This window comes from Thermosynechococcus sp. QS41 (assembly GCF_031583515.1).
Classification (GTDB): Bacteria; Cyanobacteriota; Cyanobacteriia; order Thermosynechococcales; family Thermosynechococcaceae; genus Thermosynechococcus.
In genome coordinates, this window is sequence record NZ_CP134181.1 from 873,529 (window position 1) to 890,927 (window position 17,399).

Annotated in this window: 23 protein-coding genes; 15 read left to right on the top strand and 8 right to left on the bottom strand. The window is 54.6% G+C overall.

Going from position 1 to position 17,399, the window contains the following annotated elements; genetic code table 11:
- Positions 1 to 9: 9 nt before the first annotated feature.
- Positions 10 to 2,022, bottom strand: a complete 2,013-nt coding sequence (bchD, locus tag RHJ80_RS04080) for a magnesium chelatase ATPase subunit D (RefSeq protein WP_310801521.1) — start codon at positions 2,020 to 2,022, stop codon at positions 10 to 12.
- A gap of 104 nt (positions 2,023 to 2,126) precedes the next feature.
- Here bchD and RHJ80_RS04085 point away from each other — a divergent pair, with 104 nt between their 5' ends.
- Together RHJ80_RS04085 and petM are read left to right on the top strand one after the other, a co-directional pair.
- Positions 2,127 to 2,495, top strand: coding sequence for a hypothetical protein (locus RHJ80_RS04085; protein WP_206201184.1), 369 nt, complete (start codon positions 2,127 to 2,129; stop codon positions 2,493 to 2,495).
- 51 nt (positions 2,496 to 2,546) lie between these two features.
- Entirely contained in the window at positions 2,547 to 2,648 is a 102-nt protein-coding gene (petM, locus tag RHJ80_RS04090; RefSeq protein WP_011057256.1) for a cytochrome b6-f complex subunit PetM, read from the top strand.
- A 13-nt stretch (positions 2,649 to 2,661) separates the two neighbouring features.
- Here petM and RHJ80_RS04095 read toward each other — a convergent pair whose 3' ends face one another.
- From RHJ80_RS04095 to RHJ80_RS04110, 4 genes are read right to left on the bottom strand one after another with little or no spacing between them, the layout of a single operon-like run.
- Positions 2,662 to 3,591 carry an AEC family transporter gene (locus RHJ80_RS04095; RefSeq protein WP_310801522.1) on the bottom strand — a complete coding sequence of 310 codons (930 nt, stop codon included), beginning with the start codon at positions 3,589 to 3,591 and terminating at the stop codon, positions 2,662 to 2,664.
- On the bottom strand, positions 3,554 to 4,240 hold the full coding sequence (cbiM, locus tag RHJ80_RS04100) for a cobalt transporter CbiM (RefSeq protein ID WP_310801523.1): 687 nt from the start codon (positions 4,238 to 4,240) through the stop codon (positions 3,554 to 3,556). Before cbiM ends, RHJ80_RS04095 begins: the two co-directional genes overlap by 38 nt.
- Before the next feature lie 2 nt (positions 4,241 to 4,242).
- On the bottom strand, positions 4,243 to 4,725 hold the full coding sequence (locus RHJ80_RS04105; RefSeq protein ID WP_206201186.1) for a carboxypeptidase regulatory-like domain-containing protein: 483 nt from the start codon (positions 4,723 to 4,725) through the stop codon (positions 4,243 to 4,245).
- On the bottom strand, positions 4,722 to 5,483 hold the full coding sequence (locus RHJ80_RS04110; protein ID WP_310801524.1) for a DUF4382 domain-containing protein: 762 nt from the start codon (positions 5,481 to 5,483) through the stop codon (positions 4,722 to 4,724). Before RHJ80_RS04110 ends, RHJ80_RS04105 begins: the two co-directional genes overlap by 4 nt.
- Positions 5,484 to 5,661: 178 nt before the next feature.
- Here RHJ80_RS04110 and RHJ80_RS04115 point away from each other — a divergent pair, with 178 nt between their 5' ends.
- The 7 genes from RHJ80_RS04115 (at position 5,662) to RHJ80_RS04145 (ending at position 10,190) form a co-directional block, all read left to right on the top strand.
- Entirely contained in the window at positions 5,662 to 6,246 is a 585-nt protein-coding gene (locus tag RHJ80_RS04115; RefSeq protein WP_286649554.1) for a thylakoid membrane photosystem I accumulation factor, read from the top strand.
- A 26-nt stretch (positions 6,247 to 6,272) separates the two neighbouring features.
- On the top strand, positions 6,273 to 6,458 hold the full coding sequence (locus RHJ80_RS04120; protein WP_310801525.1) for a hypothetical protein: 186 nt from the start codon (positions 6,273 to 6,275) through the stop codon (positions 6,456 to 6,458).
- Positions 6,459 to 6,468: 10 nt separating this feature from the next.
- A complete protein-coding gene (locus RHJ80_RS04125) occupies positions 6,469 to 7,212 on the top strand; it encodes a dienelactone hydrolase family protein (protein WP_302679336.1) in 744 nt (247 codons plus the stop codon).
- A gap of 173 nt (positions 7,213 to 7,385) precedes the next feature.
- On the top strand, positions 7,386 to 8,060 hold the full coding sequence (locus tag RHJ80_RS04130) for a hypothetical protein (RefSeq protein WP_302678930.1): 675 nt from the start codon (positions 7,386 to 7,388) through the stop codon (positions 8,058 to 8,060).
- Between the two features lie 11 nt (positions 8,061 to 8,071).
- Complete coding sequence (locus RHJ80_RS04135) at positions 8,072 to 8,440, top strand: Npun_F0494 family protein (protein ID WP_302678931.1); 369 nt, start codon at positions 8,072 to 8,074, stop codon at positions 8,438 to 8,440.
- Positions 8,441 to 8,526: 86 nt separating this feature from the next.
- Positions 8,527 to 9,669 (top strand): magnesium-protoporphyrin IX monomethyl ester (oxidative) cyclase, encoded by a 1,143-nt coding sequence (acsF, locus tag RHJ80_RS04140; protein WP_149820092.1) that lies wholly within the window; start codon positions 8,527 to 8,529, stop codon positions 9,667 to 9,669.
- A gap of 272 nt (positions 9,670 to 9,941) precedes the next feature.
- Positions 9,942 to 10,190: a hypothetical protein gene (locus RHJ80_RS04145; protein WP_190278043.1), complete on the top strand. Its 249-nt coding sequence runs from the start codon at positions 9,942 to 9,944 to the stop codon at positions 10,188 to 10,190.
- Here RHJ80_RS04145 and RHJ80_RS04150 read toward each other — a convergent pair.
- The gene (locus tag RHJ80_RS04150; protein ID WP_310801526.1) at positions 10,132 to 11,121 is read right to left on the bottom strand and encodes a carbohydrate kinase; all 990 of its coding nucleotides are present in this window, start codon (positions 11,119 to 11,121) and stop codon (positions 10,132 to 10,134) included. The two genes, RHJ80_RS04145 and RHJ80_RS04150, sit on opposite strands and share 59 nt — an antisense overlap.
- A 114-nt stretch (positions 11,122 to 11,235) precedes the next feature.
- Here RHJ80_RS04150 and ndhC point away from each other — a divergent pair, with 114 nt between their 5' ends.
- From ndhC to RHJ80_RS04170, 4 genes are read left to right on the top strand one after another with little or no spacing between them, the layout of a single operon-like run.
- On the top strand, positions 11,236 to 11,598 hold the full coding sequence (ndhC, locus tag RHJ80_RS04155; RefSeq protein ID WP_149820086.1) for a photosynthetic/respiratory NAD(P)H-quinone oxidoreductase subunit C: 363 nt from the start codon (positions 11,236 to 11,238) through the stop codon (positions 11,596 to 11,598).
- 34 nt (positions 11,599 to 11,632) lie between these two features.
- Complete coding sequence (locus RHJ80_RS04160) at positions 11,633 to 12,139, top strand: NAD(P)H-quinone oxidoreductase subunit J (protein ID WP_302678933.1); 507 nt, start codon at positions 11,633 to 11,635, stop codon at positions 12,137 to 12,139.
- 6 nt (positions 12,140 to 12,145) lie between these two features.
- Complete coding sequence (gene dprA, locus RHJ80_RS04165) at positions 12,146 to 13,276, top strand: DNA-processing protein DprA (RefSeq protein WP_310801527.1); 1,131 nt, start codon at positions 12,146 to 12,148, stop codon at positions 13,274 to 13,276.
- A gap of 29 nt (positions 13,277 to 13,305) precedes the next feature.
- Positions 13,306 to 13,590 carry a DUF3288 family protein gene (locus RHJ80_RS04170; protein WP_310801528.1) on the top strand — a complete coding sequence of 95 codons (285 nt, stop codon included), beginning with the start codon at positions 13,306 to 13,308 and terminating at the stop codon, positions 13,588 to 13,590.
- Here the strand turns inward: RHJ80_RS04170 and RHJ80_RS04175 are convergent.
- A complete protein-coding gene (locus RHJ80_RS04175) occupies positions 13,587 to 14,153 on the bottom strand; it encodes a J domain-containing protein (RefSeq protein WP_225901650.1) in 567 nt (188 codons plus the stop codon). The genes RHJ80_RS04170 and RHJ80_RS04175 overlap by 4 nt on opposite strands.
- 108 nt (positions 14,154 to 14,261) lie before the next feature.
- Between RHJ80_RS04175 and RHJ80_RS04180 the strand changes: the two genes are divergently transcribed.
- On the top strand, positions 14,262 to 15,035 hold the full coding sequence (locus tag RHJ80_RS04180; protein WP_310801529.1) for a WecB/TagA/CpsF family glycosyltransferase: 774 nt from the start codon (positions 14,262 to 14,264) through the stop codon (positions 15,033 to 15,035).
- Here the strand turns inward: RHJ80_RS04180 and RHJ80_RS04185 are convergent.
- The gene (locus tag RHJ80_RS04185) at positions 15,003 to 16,250 is read right to left on the bottom strand and encodes a YcjF family protein (RefSeq protein WP_310801530.1); all 1,248 of its coding nucleotides are present in this window, start codon (positions 16,248 to 16,250) and stop codon (positions 15,003 to 15,005) included. The two genes, RHJ80_RS04180 and RHJ80_RS04185, sit on opposite strands and share 33 nt — an antisense overlap.
- A 359-nt stretch (positions 16,251 to 16,609) precedes the next feature.
- Between RHJ80_RS04185 and hisA the strand changes: the two genes are divergently transcribed.
- Positions 16,610 to 17,383 (top strand): 1-(5-phosphoribosyl)-5-[(5-phosphoribosylamino)methylideneamino]imidazole-4-carboxamide isomerase, encoded by a 774-nt coding sequence (gene hisA / locus RHJ80_RS04190; protein ID WP_310453298.1) that lies wholly within the window; start codon positions 16,610 to 16,612, stop codon positions 17,381 to 17,383.
- Positions 17,384 to 17,399: the final 16 nt, after the last annotated feature.

Below are 17,399 nucleotides of genomic sequence, written 5' to 3' on the forward strand. Positions count from 1 at the left end.
TATTGGTGGCTAAAATTGCAGGGCATTCTGTGTCACTTGGGCGATCGCCTGATCGGTGGCCTTGGGCAGATGGTAATACTTACCCCCTGCTTGCTGGGCCAATTCCTTGCCCATCCCCGTGGAGACAAACTTATTCTCGGTATCAATCACCAAGAGCTTCAGACCCAAGGCTTGAATTTTAGCGGCAATTTCCAGTACTTCCGCTTTGACATCGGGCTTGGTCTCCGGCGGAATAGTTTCGCCAAGGGAACGGCTCAGGGGGATATTGCCCCGACCATCGGTAATGGCCACAATCATCACTTGACCAATCTCACCGCTTTGCTTGGCATTCAAACCCACTCGCACCGCTTGGGTCAGGCCGTGGGCAAGGGGAGAGCCACCCCCACAGGGCAGGGTTTCAAGGCGTCGCCGTGCCGCTTCAATGGATCGGGTGGGGGGTAGGAGCACCTCTGCTTGCTCGCCACGAAAGGGAATCAGCGCCACCATATCGCGGTTTTGATAGGCTTGGGTCAATAGGCGTAAAACAGCGCCCTTGGCAGAATTCATGCGGTTCAGTGCCATGGAGCCAGAGGCATCCACGACAAAAATAATCAAGGCACCCGCTTTGCGTACCAAACGTTTAATTCGCAGATCACTGTTTTCAACAATGACGCGGCGTTGGGGTTGGCGTAGGCGACGGGATTTTTGGTAGGGAGCGGCGCTGCGCAGGGTGGCATCCACAGCAATTCGACCCCCTCGGCCACGGGGCAAAATGGGGCGGATATAGCGACCGCGATCTTGGGAGTAAATCAGGCTGCGACTCCCCGATTTCCCTTGGCGTTGGGTCAGTTGGGCAAAGTAGAGCACTGACTCATCCAAGACCGTGCCATCGGCCTCAAAGACAAATTCCTCAGGAATGGGTGGCGTTTCCTGCTGCTCTTCCGGTGGCGTCTCTGGCTCATCGGGTTCTTCTTCGGGGTTAGACTGCTGATTCTCCGGCGGGGGCGGTGGTGGAGGTGGGGGCGGTGGTTGCTCCGGCGGCGGTTCCAGTTGCGTGGCTCGCGGCACAATCACCAGTTCAACAGCGCGGCGTAGATCTTCGGCATTCACTTCACTGCGGCCATTCAGGGCAGCATGGGCTTTGGCCACCCGCACCGCAAAGAGTTCTGCTCGATGGCCTTGAACACCGCCCCGTAGGGCTTCGGTGACCAGATAGGCAATTTGCTGCCGTTGAATTTTTACCTCCTTGAGCCATTCTCGCGCCAGAATAATTTGGGTGCGCAGATCCTCTAGCTCAGCATCGTACTGCTGCAAAAAGGCTTGGGGCGAATCAGCAAATTGGGTGGCATGATCCACCGCTGCAACCCGCTCATCTAAGCCCAGAACCGTATCCGCCGATAGGGCGATCGCAAACCGGTCCAGCAGATGGGGCGGCACTTCTCCCTCATCGGGATTAAAGGTGGCAATCAACAGGGGACGACAGGGGTGATCCAGACTAATCCCCTCCCGTTCAATTGGGTTGCGCCCAGCACTCAGCACGGCCATCAGCACATTGGCCAATTGTTCATCCAAGAGATTGATTTCATCCACATAGAGCACGCCGCGGTGGGCTGCCGCCAAGAGGCCGGGCTGAAAGACCGCTTCGCCCCGCTGCACCGATTGACTCACATCCACGGCTCCCAAGAGGCGATCTTCGGTGACCCCTAGGGGAATTTGCACAAAGGGGGCTGGAATCACTTTGGTGGTCAAAGGGACATCGGGATAACTTTGGCGCCAAGCCTGCAAGCGGCTATCCCAGTCTTGGGGACGTTCGGGATCGGGGTTGGCAATGATCGGTACTGGGATCTCCCCTTGATCAATGACTTCAATGGGGGGCAATAGGGCATGAATACCCCGCGCAAGAACAGATTTGGCAGTCCCCCGCCGCCCGGCAATGATCACCCCCCCCAAACCGGGATCAACGGCGGCCAACAGCAGGGCAAGTTTAATGGCTTCTTGACCAACAATGGCGGTAATCGGAAAGGGGGCGATCGCGAGCGTCATTGCATCCCTGTTGAAGGTAAACAGCAGTCGTCATCATCTATCTTACCGAGGGTGAAACCCTTTCCCGCCTCCTTGGCTAGACTGGAGTGAGAAATTGCGGCGAGATGACCATGAGGTTTGTTGGCTCCACCCTAGCGGCTGTTGCCCTATTGACGATGACACCACTGGCGGCACTGGCACGCCCCCTTTCCTGTCGCTCCTATGAAAGTACCTTTGTGGCCACGGAGACTCGTAGCTATTGGGTGAATATCTGTGGGGGCGATCGCCCCGCCTACTATATGGCACGACACAAGCAGGATCCGCGCCTATCAATTCGGCTGCCCCTGCGGGATTGGAGTCCTCAAGGGTACTATTTTGAAGCCGTCAATGGTGAGTACACGTATCTATTGACCAAAACACCCCGCGGGATCTTCTTGACCGTGAATCGTGGTACCCATGAGCTACTGCGGGAACCTGTTTTGGAGCCGTGGTAAGCAAAGGAGCCAAATTGGTTACAATGAGTTCTTGTTAGCTGAGGCCGCCCTATGGCAGAAGAGATTTTCAATACTGCGGTAATTACGTTTACCCTGGTTCTGGTTGGTTTAGGCGCAGGCTACCTGCTGTTGCGCTTGACTCCCGACGATTAGCCACCAAATGCCCCTACCCGGCAAAGAGCACCAGCCACAGGGGCAATAGAAGAATTAAGGCAAAGAGGCTGGTTAAAATCACACTGGCAGCGAAAGCCCGGTCCAAGTGATATACATCCGCCAGAATTAGGGTCATAAAGGCGGGGGGCATGCCAGCTTGGAGTACCATCCCTAGACGGGGCCGGCCGCTGATGCCTACGAGGGTTAATCCGAGACCCAACAGGAGCGGTACCAGTAGCATCTTAATCGTCAGACAGGGAATGATGCGTTCCCAGCGGAGCTTGAGGGGAGCCTCACCGAGGCAGATGCCCATATAGATCAATCCAGCAATCACCATTAACCACCCCAAGGTTAAAAGTCCCTGTTGGGCGATCGCGGGTAGGGGATGTTGTCGTAGCAGCAGTCCGATGCCGACACACCAAAGGGTTGGATTCCGGCCAATGTGCCACAGCAGTTTTGCGATGGAAATGGCGCGATCGCCAAAACTCGCCGCCACACCAATGCCAGCACTATAGGAAATGAGGAGCGTCCCCATCAGATCAAAAAACAACGCCCAACTGAAGTGCTCTTGCCCCAGCAGTCGCCAAGTAATTGGAAAGCCAATAAAACCCGTGTTGCCCACCATGGTCGCCAAGAGAAAACTGCCCTGCTCCTGCCGCGTGTGAGCGGGATATTGCTGTAACCACAGCCACGCCAAGCTGACGCCGATCCCCATTCCTAGCCACGCCAATAGCGGAGCCAACGTACTGTGACCCGTAATCGGGGTGGTGACAATAAAACTAAATGCCGTTAGGGGCGTCCCCACCCAGAACAACCCTTGCGCCAGCCAAGCCCCCGTCGTTGATGGCAAAAAACGGCTACTGCCATAGCCAATGCCCATGCACAGAAAGATTAATCCGTAGAGTTCAGTGAGGGTCGGCAGTAGGGTAAGGAGAATTTTCACGGGAAAAGCATACGCCTTGGGACAGGAATTCTGGCTTGACTTTGGCCAAAAAGACCAGCAGTGAAGCCGTGACCACTCCCTCCAACATAGCAAGGGGCAAATGGGCAATCCCAATTGCAGCGATCGCTAGCCATTCCCGCTGTTGATCCAAGGGTGCTGGCAGGCTCAGGAGAATCACTGCGCCAAATAAGAGAACAGCCAACAGCACAGCCCCCGCCCCAAGGATAAACCCGAGGAGCGATCGCCCCCTTGGCGGACAGCGATGCCACAGCCCCCGAAAAACAGCAGCGGCAAGGAGCGCTGGAATCCCCATGATCAGCGCATTGAGGCCCAAGGTCGTCAGACCGCCATGACCAAACATCACCGCCTGTAGAAATAATCCCACCACCACGGCTATCATTGCCCCTTCCCCCAAAAGAATCCCCAGACTGCCAAGGAACATGAGGTGCACACTGGCGGGAGGCAGCGGGATATAAACCGCAGAGGCGGTAAAAAAGGCAGCGGTTAATAGAGCTAATCGCGGCACGATCGCCAGCGGATCCACCGTTGCCCGCTGCAAACGGCGGCAAGACCACCACAGGAGACCACCGCTACCGGCATAACCCAGTCCACACCACAGGGGCGGCACTAAACCATCGGGGATGTGCATGACTACGACTCCACTGGCAGCCGCCGCCGCGACCAAGCAAAGCAAGCCGTGCCAATGGCACCCCAGAGCACTGCCAAGACCATGACCGTGATTTGTGCGGGAGTGTATTGACTCAGGGAAACCGTCCTTGGCGGTTCTGGGACGGCGGTAAGAGCAACCTCAGCCGTTGCTTGGGCATCGGTCGCTATCGGAATCGTGAGTAGGCCGCCATGTCCCCCTTGACGTACCTGCACCTGCCACTGACCGCGGCGATCGGGCACAAATTGAAACTCCCCTTGGGTATTGGTGGTTCCTGTTATTGCTGCTTCTTGGGGGCGATCGGGGGCAAAGACCTGTACCCTAGCATTTGCCATCGGTTCGCCACTGTCATAGCGCGCTGTAATGTGAATCACCTGTTGCGGTTTGTAGCGCAACTCAACCCCATGGGCAAGGGCTTGGGGAACTATCAGTCCTAAGGTAGCCACACTCGCTAAAACTGTTTTCATGAGGAAACCTCCCGACAGTGACCTTCGCCGACATGACCCAAACTCCGCAAAGCTGTCAGCAGTGTTTGAAATTCTTGGGGGCTGAGTTTTTGCTGTAATCCTGTCCAGTCAACCGTGACTCCCTCAGGGGTAGCGATCGCGGCAAAGGGGTCAAAGCCCAACGCGTCGCGATTGATCTCGGCGGTTGCCGGTTCAGACCCATCACCAAAAAGATGATCAAAGTGGAGCGTAATCTCTAGCTCAGCGGAACTGTTCGCTGTAACCATTCCCTTGCGTTCATCGCCAATGTAGTCGCCACAAACAAAGGCCAAGGGCTGATCCAACGTAATGTCAAAGGGGAGAGTGACATTGCCCCGCTGCGCTGTTCCCACCAGTTGTAAACTGGGTGCGAGGGTCTGCCACTGCAGGGCATTGAAGTGACCCACCGCCGCCGCAGCACTGCCTACAAGGGGACGCTGATCACTCACCAAATCCACCGTCATAGGATCGCTAAACACAACCGTCACTTCACTGTCGGGGCGATCGCCCGCCTCAGGATCAAAAGGGGGATGGGTTTGGTAGGCAGTCACCGTACCCAACGTCAAATAGACATGGTCAAGCTCGAGCTTCCAGCCATCTTTGCTTGTCCATCCCGTTTGCAAGCGCTCTTCACCATTGGCATAGAGCTGGAGAGTGCCCTTTTGCGAGGCGGGCGCACAACTGGCCAGTAGCACTGTACTGAAAATCGTGACTATCCCTAAACGTTGGTATAGATTCATTCCTTTGATCACGCCTGATCACGCCGAAAAAAGCCACAGAAAGAGCACCCCTGTAGCTATTGGCAAAAGCAATAAAGACACTCTTCCTACCTTAGAAGGGGTGGCATTGGTTCTACAATGCACGGGAGGGGGATGGCGTGGCGGTATAGTGTCTTTACAGAGCGTGATGGAGCGAAAAATGAAACGGGTTTGGGGCTGGTTAGGACTTGTCCTCCTGCTGTGGGGACTGTGGACAGCGCCGAGTTGGGCGGGGTTACAAGACGATCGCTACGATGGGAATATCTTTGCTCTTTACGCCGGCAATGGCTCCTTAGTGCCACCAAAGGTCACCCTAGAGAAATCGCGTCAGAGCGATCGCGCCACATTGCTGCTGTTTTATGTGAACGATAGCCGCGACTGCAAGCAGTTTGCCTCCACCATCTCCCAATTGCAGGGGTACTATGGTCGCGTCACCGATTTCATCGCTATTGATGTCGATGCCTTACCCTTTGGGGCGCAGTTCTCCGCCAATGAAGCGGGCTACTACTACAAAGGCCGGGTGCCGCAAACCCTGATTTTCGATCGCCAAGGCCAATTGCGGCAGGAATTTATCGGTGTGGTGCCCTTTGAAACCCTCGATGACACGTTTCGGGAAGTGTTTGATTTGCTGCCGCGATCGCAATCTCTGGAACTGCGGCCGCGCCCTGTGAATGAAATCAATGTGGAACTGGTGCCCCCGACACCTGTCAAAGGGAAGAAGCTGGCCAACGAAACGGTAGAGTAATAGTGAGCTTTGCAGTGAGGTACAAGATGGAGTTACCCACCCTACAGGAACGTCTAGCAGTTGTTTTGGCGAAACGGGAGAGCCTCAAAAAGCTCTTGGAACTCCCCGGTCATGGCACCCTTACCATTGACATTGAATCCGCCCTCGCCGAACTCGATGAATTGATTAGCGACTTCAAGCGCACGTTTCCAGACCTCGACATTTCTGCCTAGGAGGTTCACGATGGTGGAGATTACCAGTCGTTGGGTCAAGGTAGTCAATGGCGATCTGCTGATTGATGCCTACTTAGCCGAGCCTGTTGCCCCCGGCCGCTATCCGGCAGTGATTGTCTTTCAGGAAATTTTTGGCGTCAATGCCCATATCCGCGATGTGACCGAACGTATTGCCCGCGAAGGCTATGTGGCGATCGCCCCCGCCCTTTACCAACGCTTTGCCCCCGGCTTTGAAACGGGCTACACCGCCGCTGATATTGATTTGGGGCGGCAGTACAAAAACCAAACCAAAGCCGCGGAACTCCTTAGTGACACCCAAGCGACCATTGCCTATCTGCGCGGCCTTGAAAATGTGGATGGGGATGCCATTGGTACGATTGGCTTTTGCTTTGGCGGTCATGTGGCCTATCTGGTGGCTCAGTTACCGGACATTAAAGCCACGGCCTCATTCTATGGCGCCGGGATGACAACCATGACCCCCGGCGGTGGCCTACCCACCATTGAAATCACACCGAAAATTCGCGGCACGCTCTATGCCTTCTTTGGCGATCGCGACCAAAGTATTCCCATGGAACAGGTGAAGCAAATTGAAACGGCGCTGCGCCACCACGGCATTCGCCACCACATCTTCATCTATCCAGCGGATCATGGCTTCTTCTGCGATCAACGGGATAGCTACGATGCAGCAGCAGCACGGGATGCGTGGGAACAAGTCAAAGAACTCTTCAACACCGTCCTACGGCAGCAACAGTGACCCTATCTTTACAGAACCTTTACATTTGACGCAGTTGCAGCGGAATGGGTTCAATACAAAGGGCTATAGTAAAAGTAGATTGCGTGTTCCCCATCGCCTAAACAATGCCAAAGGCAGTTGCTAAGCTTTAATATTCTTTTAAGTCATGTTCTTTATCCCCGCTGTTGCTGTCTATGACTACTCCTACCCACAAAGTTCTGCTGAAGCAGGGATCCCTTGTTCTCAAGCAGTGCAAAAAAGCCCTTCTTGAACGAGATATGGCTGTCCTTCAGCAGCAGGCACGCATTTTACAAGTTGCAGCAGTGGCATCCCGGCAAACGCTGATTGAGGCAGAAGCACGGCTCTTGGAGCAGGCAGCCCAGCAAAATCAACCCCGGCGAGCAGCGGAAATTCTGATGAAAATCAAAGAATGCTTGGTTGCCCTAGCGGGGGATCAACGTGACTTTGACAGCCTGCCAGGCGTGGCAGCAGAGACTGAGGCACCTGCGAAAAAGCCCCCCTTTATCCAGCGTCCCCATGATGACAGCTACACGAAACGCTTGGGGAACTATCTGGTTGAAGCAGAATTGGTGACACCCGCACAAATTGAAGTTGCCTTAGCCGATCAGCGAGCCACAGGGGCAAGACTCGGCGATATTTTGGTAGCACGGGGATGGCTGCGCAAGGGCACGATTGAGTTCATCATGGAGCGCGTGGTCTTACCCGATCGCCGTCGTCAGGAGGCAGAAACTCCCTCTTCGCCATCAACCTCTCCCGCAACTCAATCGCCCCGCACACCCCCCGCCCCTGGTACGTCAGTGAATGACCGGGCAACCTTCATTGATACCAGCCACTTAAATTCTCTGTAGGTTTGGCGGCAGTGGCGATCGCGTATTCTCCGAAGGTTTTGGAACGGGGCGATCGCGCCCTGCGCTGTAGTCCCTTTTTGCCCCTCTTGTTTCAGACAATGCAGCAGCGGAGTGTGGCACTCCTAGAAATTGTGGGCGAAGCGGGTCTTCAATCGGGATTCACGCGATCGCCCTTGCCTGTGCTCCTAGCAGAAGCAGAGTTGGACTGGTTGATCCGCGTCGGTTTACTGCGCCGCGAAGTGGATGGCCAAGGCCTCACCGATCGCTATCGCCTCACTCCCTTGGGGCAACAGTTGATTCAACGTTATCGCCAACCCACATGGGCGGCCTCTTGGGGCGATCGCTGGCGCAATCAACTCAGCCGCTGGTGGGGAATGTAACGGTTCTGTAATGACCTGTAATGCATTGGGGATTTTCGCTACCATGCTTTATGAGTGCCGTTAGCAAGAGCGAGACGCAGCTTTTTATGGTTAATACCGTCGCCAAACCAGAGTTTGAAGAACTGCGGCCGGGCATTAAAGCCCCCGCCAAGGAAACCATCCTCACGCCCCGCTTCTATACCACTGACTTTGAAGCGATGGCCAATATGGACATTACTGAAAACAAAGCAGAACTTCAGGCCATCCTTGAGGAATTCCGCTGCGACTACAACCGCCACCACTTTGTGCGGGATGCAGAATTTGAACAGTCTTGGGATCACATTGATGGCGAAACCCGCCAGTTATTTATTGAATTTTTGGAGCGCTCCTGCACAGCGGAATTTTCTGGCTTTCTCCTCTACAAAGAACTCAGCCGCAAGCTCAAGGATCGCAACCCCCTATTGGCAGAATGCTTTGCCCTGATGTCTCGCGATGAAGCCCGCCACGCTGGCTTCTTGAATAAAGCGATGGCCGACTTTAACCTATCGCTGGATCTTGGCTTTTTGACGCAGCACCGCAGTTACACCTACTTTGAACCGGAATTCATCTTCTACGCCACCTACCTCTCCGAGAAAATTGGTTACTGGCGCTACATTACGATCTATCGCCATCTGGAGAAGCACCCCGAACATCGCATCTACCCCATCTTCCGCTTCTTTGAGAACTGGTGCCAAGACGAAAACCGCCACGGTGACTTCTTTGACGCCGTGATGCGTGCCCAGCCGCAAATGCTGGATCGGCCGCGCACCTTCTGGCAAAAGATTAAGGAAATTCCCCTGTCCCTCTCGGGTAAGAAATGGGCACGCTACTTCATGGTCTGCTGGCTGCCACCAAAACTGTGGTGCCGCTTCTTCCTGCTCTCGGTCTTTGCCACAATGTACCTCAACGATTTGCAACGGGCGAAGTTCTATGCTGCGATTGGCTTGGATGCCCGCGAGTATGATCGTGAGGTGATTGCCAAAACCAATGAAACCGCAGGCCGTGTTTTTCCGGTGATTCTCGATGTCGATCATCCAGAATTTTATCAGCGATTAGAGCGGTGTGTCGAAAACAATGCCAAGCTGACAGAAATTAGTAAGCAAAATGGCGGTTTTCTGAAGAAACTTCCCCTCTATCTCTCGAATGTGTGGCAAATGATCAAGTTGTTCTTGATCCCCGCCAAGGCACCCACGACGGCGGCAGTGCGTTAATTTCCTCTGCGGCTTAAAAATATACTGATCTCCATGGGTTGCGTCTGCGGGCGTAACCTTTTTTTCACTTTTCCTACAATTGATGTCCGTATTATTACGGAGTGTTGCGGGAGTATGAAAAGAATCTAAAAGCACTTTTGACCACTGGGGATCGCTAAAACCTGCTTCCTAGGCCTCTTTGACCCTGTGATCACTGCAAAAGTCGCTGAGGACAATTTCATAGGATGGAAGGTAGAGAGCCTAAAGATTTTACTTCGGAGTTGATCCCCGCGATGGACAGCCCAATTCTCACTCCCACAACTTGCCGCTTTTGCCGCTTCTATTATTCCGAAGGGCGGCGTGGTGGTACCTGTGAAAAACTGAATGTGCCGGTGCGGGGGTTTTGGCGGGCCTGTCCCTTGGCGGCAGCCATCCCTAGCCGTGAACATCAGCCAGCGATCGCGACAAGCCCATCAACCACTGCTAGGGCGGTGAGTGCGTCCGTATTTTTCTTTGAGGATGATCCCGAAGCCATTGAGTGACCTCAGCAAGGGTGGGTTGACCAGCGATCGCCCCCCGTTTTGTCGTCACGAGCGCCCCCACCACCGTGGCAAATTCTAAACAAGCAGCCTGCCATTGGGGGTCACGGTAGGTTTCCGGGCTGCCCTGTAATAATTGGGCAATCCAACCCGCAACAAAGCCATCGCCGGCACCAGTGGTATCCACAACGGGCATGGCGGGTGGTTGTAATTCCCCTTGATTTCCGTGCCAGCAGTAGTGAATAGTTTGATCCCCGTCAGTAATGACCACAGCATGGTCAGGTGCCGTCCCCCAAAGGGCACGATAGACAACTTGGGGATCACTGTCAGAGAAAAATAATTCCGCCTCTTCCTTGGCCAGTTTCAGGAAATGCGCCTGTGCTAAAAAAGGACGAATGCGTTCAGGAGCAGCACTCGCATCCCGCCAAAAGATCGGTCGCCAGTTGGCATCAATGAGAATAAAGGCACCGTTTTGCCGCAGTTGCTGGACTAGATGTTCAATGGTGGTGGCGGTGGGTTCACTGGCTAGTCCGAGGGTGCCGGTGACGAAAAATCGTGCCCCAGCTAGGAACGATGGCGAGACTTGCTGGCCAGAGAACTGCATATCGGCAAAGACAGAAGTTCCCGCTGGCGCAAATCCCACAAACTGGCGATCGCCCCCCACCAATTGAACGCGCACTTGCCGCGTCGGCACCCCAGCGACCCGCTCGACCGCTTCGATATTGACGCCCAAAGCGGCTAATTCGGCACAGGCTTGCTCCCCTAAGGCATCGTCCCCCACAGCCCCCAAAAAGGCCGCACTCACCCCCAACTTCACCAAACCACAGGCCACATTGGCCGGGGCACCCCCCAGAAAACACTGCGGGGGATCAGGGGGCACTTCTAAACAGTCAAAGAGGACTTCGCCAGCACAGAGGACAGTGGGTTGGGACATCGCTAATGATTCGCTATAGGGCAATTTAGTTTTTTCTATTGATCCCTAGCCTAGCGATCGCTAGGGGAGTGTGTCAAAATGGTAGCAATTCCAAGATCGAGGGACACTGCAACCGTGTTTGTTCTCAGTGGTTACGAGTATTTTCTTGGCTTTTTGATTATCTGTGGTCTGGTACCCGTACTGGCTTTAGCTGCCTCTGCGCTATTGCGTCCCAAATCCGGGCGGATGATCCGCTTGACGACCTACGAATCGGGGATGGAACCCATTGGTGGCGCGTGGATTCAGTTCAATGTGCGCTACTACATGTTTGCCCTCGTCTTTGTCATTTTTGATGTGGAAACGGTCTTTTTATATCCTTGGGCGGTGGCCTTCCATCAGTTGGGCTTACTGGCCTTTATTGAAGCCTTGATTTTCATTGCCATTCTGGTCGTGGCTCTAGTTTATGCGTGGCGCAAACGTGCCCTCGAATGGTCTTGAGTGAGTTGATTGCCTTTAGGTTGGAGCAGCGAACATGAGTGACACCCCCGAAGCCCCCATTGTTGAAGCTGGCCCTGTATACCGCCTTCTCCAGTCTCAAAACCTGAGTGTGGAATCCCTCGGTACCGATGCCTCTGGCGTAGAAATCATCAAAGTGGATCGCGATCGCCTGCTGGCGGTGTGCCAAGCCCTCTATGCCGACGGCTTTAACTATTTGCAGTGCCAAGCCGCCTATGATTCGGGTCCCGGCCAAGACTTGGTGAGCACATACCACCTGATCAAGCTCAGTGATAATGCCGATCGCCCCCCAGAGGTGCGGATTAAAGTCTTTGTCCCTCGGGATGATGCCCGTGTGCCTTCCGTCTATTGGATTTGGAAAACCGCCGACTGGCAAGAGCGGGAATCCTACGATATGTTTGGCATTGTCTATGAGGGGCACCCAAATTTGAAGCGCATCCTTATGCCCGAGGATTGGGTGGGCTGGCCGCTGCGCAAAGACTACATCACCCCTGACTTCTACGAGTTGCAGGAAGCCTACTAAGCGCCCTTGGTTCCCGCTGATGCTGCCTATTGGTACAGTTGGTCACAGGTACCCGGCCTTGGCTCGGTGTTACTCAAACGCCTCTGGCAGCACTTTGGCGATTTGAAAACTGCTTGGGAAGCCTCCGTAGAAACCTTAGGAAAAGTAGAGGGGATTGGTGCCAAACTCCAAGGGGCGATCGCCCACTATCGTCAGCAGTGCCAACCCCTAGCTCTCTACGAGCACCACTGCCAGCAAAATCCCCACCATTGGGTGCTGAGTGACCCTCGCTATCCACCACTGCTGCGCGAAATTCCCGATCCGCCGCCCTTGCTCTACTATGGCGGGACTCGCATTTTAGAAATTCTCAGTCAACCCACACCAACTGTTGCCATTGTCGGCACCCGTGATCCTTCAGAATCAGAATATGCGCAGCGTTGGGCGCACAAGCTGGGGTATGCCCTTGCCCAAGCTGGGTTTATTGTTGTTTCCGGCATGGCCGCAGGCATTGATGGCGCGGCGCATCGTGGCTCTTTAGAAGCTGGAGGTGCCACACTGGCCGTCTTAGCCACGGGTGTGGATATGATCTACCCACCAGAAAATCGTTCGCTTTATTACCAGATTCGTGAACGCGGGGGATTCTTGAGCGAGTATCCTAGGGGCGTGGGTGCCGATCGCCCCCAATTTCCCCGTCGCAACCGCATCATTGCTGGTCTGTGCCGTGCGGTGATTATTGCAGAGGCTCCCTACAAATCCGGTGCCCTGATCACTGCTCGCTATGCTGCCGAGTATGGTCGTGATGTCTATGTGCTGCCGGGGCATCTCGATAACCACCGTGCCAAGGGTGCCCTGAGTCTGGTGAATCAAGGGGCACAGATTATCTTGGGAGAAGAAGCTCTCCTCGAACAATTGGGGCATACACCCCCCCTCGATCCAACACCCTTCTCAGCCCCACCCCCAACGCTATCGCCCCCCCAGCAACAGATTCTCGAGGCGATTCAACAACTGAGCCAAGGCAGCAATAGTGTTGCCTTTGATGACATTGTGCAGCGCGTACCCTTGGAAACAGGGGTGGTGATGGCAGAACTAATGCACTTGGAGCTAACGGGTTGGGTCGAGCAGCAGCCGGGGAATCGCTATCGCAAAACTAGCCGTTAAAGTTTCATCAATAAATCTTGGAGGGTAAAATGACAAACTCCCAGAACCTACAACATCCCCGTGAAGCCCAAGATCGGTTAGTCCTCGAGCGCCTGCGACAAGAGGGCATCAGTGATTACAACTTGGCGGAATTGGGGCGATTGCTGATTCGCTATGATGGCTTCCCCGGTGCCGAAACCAATAAGAAGTTAATGGCAGAGCTGCTAGAAAAATGGCAACTCACGGAGGAAGAACTGTTTGAGCGTACCCGTGCCATTCACGCTCGCGGCGGTGTTTACAAGCTGGGCAGCAATAAACGGGAGGATTGGACTTAGATTTCTTTGCCGTAGAGGCGATCAAGGGTACGAAAGTCTTTTTCTGCTTCTTGCCAAAGGAGTCGGTTATCCGGATCGGCTTTCAGCGCGCGATGCAGGTATTCCCGTGCCGCTTGGGGCTGGCGATCGCGAATGAGTTGCCTCGCCCAGCACTGATAGGTGACGGCTTGCCACTGGCGTACTTCGGCATCTTGAGGCAGCCGACTGGCCAACCCTTCCACAAGGGATATGGCACGTTGATAGCAGCGATATTTGAGAAATTCCTGAAGTTGGCGATAGCTAGCGTGCTTCAGTTCAATCTCAAAGGCAGAGAGAGGCGGCGGTGGCTGCGGTGGGCGAGATTGGGGTTCTGATTTAACAGGGGTAGGCCGAAAGGTGGGCAGTCCTCGTACTAATTTTTCATAGGCCTGTTGGAGGAGAATAAACTTCTCATGGGCAGTGCGATCGCCGGGGTTGACATCGGGATGATAGCGTCGTGCTAGCCGTCGGTAGGCGGATTTCACTTGAGCTAAGGACGCCCCTTGTGGCAACTCCAGAATGCGATAGCACTCTTCTAAATTCATTCCGCAGGGCACAACATGACATCTGCTTTGCATTGTCGGATGTTCACTTCGGTTCTGCAACCAATGTCCTACGCTGGAATCAAGTGAAACATGCGGAGTAGCCCCAGCGTGGAGTCGGCGCACATTTTAGGGACACGGATTGATGTCACCACCTACAACCAAGCCTGTGATCTAATCGCTGAGTGGATTGCTCAAGGCAAGGGGGGCTATGTGGTTGCCGCGAATGTTCATGTGGTGATGACGGGGGTGTGGCGATCGCCCTTTCAACGGGTGGTGAATGGTGCCCAACTGGTGACCTCTGACGGCATGCCCTTGGTGTGGGGCTTACGGCTCTTGGGCTTTCCGCAAGCAGAGCGGGTCTATGGTCCTGATTTGATGCTGGCGTTGTGCGATCGCGCCCAAGAGGAAGGCTGGCGTATTTTCCTCTATGGCAGTGAACCCCTCGTGTTAGAGCGGCTGCAACGAAATCTGCGAGAGCGCTTTCCCAAGATGCAGTTTGTGGGTGCCTACGCGCCTCCCTTTCGTCCTTTGACCCCTGAGGAGGAGGCCAGCGATCGCCAGCGCATTCTTGATAGCGGTGCTGATCTGGTTTTTGTCAGCCTTGGCTGTCCGAAGCAGGAGGAGTGGATGGCTCGCCAAAGCCCTTTTCTGCCCATTGTCTTGGTGGGTGTGGGAGCGGCCTTTAATTTTCACAGTGGCGTTGTGGCGCAAGCGCCTCGCTGGATGATGGCGATCGGTCTGGAGTGGCTCTTTCGACTCCTGCAAGAACCCCGCCGCCTCTGGCAACGCTATCTGCTGAACAATCCCGCATTTGTTGTGCTTTTTGCCGCTCAACTCCTGCGTTACTGGCTAGGCCGACGGCAAGGCAAGAGACTGTCCTAGGGTTTGCAAGGGAGAGCGTCCCACCTGTTGCTGTGCCCACTGAAGGCTTTGCTGCAATCGAGTCACCAAGGGCAGAGATTTTGCTTGGGGAGCGGTCTCAAAGTAATGGATCAAACTCAAGCCACTCAAGCGCAATACATAGGCTGCCGTTGCCCCCTGTAAACAGCTCCCTGCCAAATAGGTGAGGGAATTGCCCTTGAGCCACTGTCCTAGGGATTGGGTGCCCAGTTCCACAGCCCCCAACTGCACCATTAGCCGCAATAGCTCCTTGGCAAGGGGTTCAGCATCCGCCAAGCGAAAGGAGCGTTGGTAGATTTGACCGAGATCCCACGTGAGGCGCACCAATAGCCCCCCGGCCATGACGAGATCCAGAAGCGGAAGAGGATTCACTGCCGTTGCCGCTGCTGCCAGCCATTGGTAGCGTTCAATGATCGGGGTGGCTCGTTCTTGGCGATACTGGTTGAGGGCGGATTGCGCCTGTTGATGGAGTTGTTGGGCACGGCGATAGGTGCCGGCTAAGACCAGATTCGCTCGCTGTTGGGTGAGACAGTGCAGCACTGCGGAGGTGAGTTCTTGGGGATTGTGGGGTGTAAAGGGAATGAGTTGATCTTGTCCAATCTGGAGTTGTTGCAGTTGCTGCTGTAAATGCACTGCCACGCGATCGCAAAGCGCGCCCTTCGGGCGATCGCGCTCCTGCACCATTTCTGGATACCACACCACAAGAACGTGATAATGGCTTGCTTGCAATACCCGCAGCATCTCAAACTCACTGGCGGTAAGGGCACCCGTTACGGTCAAAAGCACTAAGTCTGCCTGGGGCACCGTTGCCAATGTTTGCTGCTGAAACGTACAGCTATCGAGGGGTAGGGTAGCGACGGCATCGTACACCCGATTGAGAGCATAGGCCGATTGCCCGAGAACACACACCTCAACCGTTGGGCTATCTAACCGCTGTTGGAGTTGGCTGTGGGCTGATTGTAGGGAGGCTTGGCGCTCTATGGGAAGTTCCTGCAAAAGGCTCCGCGTGTCTGCCAGTTGCTTTTCCAGTAATTGAGGATGCAGAGAAGGTTGAGGGGGAGCCGGGTTTGGCGCAGCGGGCGATCGCCGCCAGTACCAATAGCCCAACCCTAGACCAAGAATCAGCAGCCATCCCCACGGATGGTCATTCACCCAGCCACTCAACAACACGAGAATAATGGCGGCAGCAACAGCCATGTCCTTGTACCCCAAGCAAATCCTTTGTTTGTTAGCTTACCGTGACTGGTGAGCAGCACTCAAATTCCCAAGGCTCGAGGAAATGCAGCCTGAATTTTCTGTCCGCCTATGAAGGTTTCCCCACCTGCTGCGCGAGGATCTGGGGGACATGTTCAAACGGAATCCCATTAAATCTGTTGCATAATCACGCGATCGCCACAGGAATTTAGACAGGGCGCGGCCTTCAATGGGTGGCTCTTGTCAATTCAGGAACGAAGGGGACTATGTTAGCAATCCTCCGATGCGCTTCACCCCTTGTGACTGCTAGGATGGGAGTTACGCTCAAATTTTCAATTTTTCAATAAGGATTTCTGACGCCAATGGATGTTATCCCCGCCATTGATTTACTTGACGGCAAATGTGTGCGCCTAGTGCAAGGGGACTATGGTAAGGTCAAGGTTTTTCATGATGATCCTCTAAAAGTTGCCCTCTACTGGCAGCGGTTGGGTGCTCCCCGCTTGCATGTGGTTGACCTAGATGCAGCCAAAACGGGCGAACCGCGAAATTATGATCTGATTGCCAAGATCGTCGCCTCTCTTGAAATTCCTGTGCAGGTGGGGGGTGGCTTGCGATCGCGCCAAGCAGTGGCTGATCTCTTTCTCCAAGGCGTCAATCGTGCCATTTTGGGTACCGTGGCTCTTGAGGATCCAGAGCTAGTGGCCAGTTTGGCCGCAGAATACCCCGGACGCATTTGGGTAGGGCTGGATGCTCGCGATGGCTATGTGGCAACGCGGGGTTGGCTAGACACCTCAACGATCTTGGCCACCGATCTTGCCCAAAAAATGGCAACAATGGGGGTAGCAGGGTTTGTTTACACCGATATTCAGCGGGATGGCACTCTCCAAGGGCCGAATATTCCAGCACTGCGGCAGTTATTGGCGGCAACCGATCGCCCGGTCATTGCATCGGGTGGCGTGGGTTCCCTCACAGATATTCTCAGTCTCTTTGCCCTCAGTCCCCAAGGGTTATCGGGGGTGATCGTCGGTAAGGCACTTTATACCAAAGCAGTGGATTTGCGGGAAGCGGTTCGGGCTGTCGGTCAAGGTCGCTGGCAAGATATTCCGCCAGATTTGGGAAGCACGACTTGGGCATAAGTAGCCTAAGATCAAG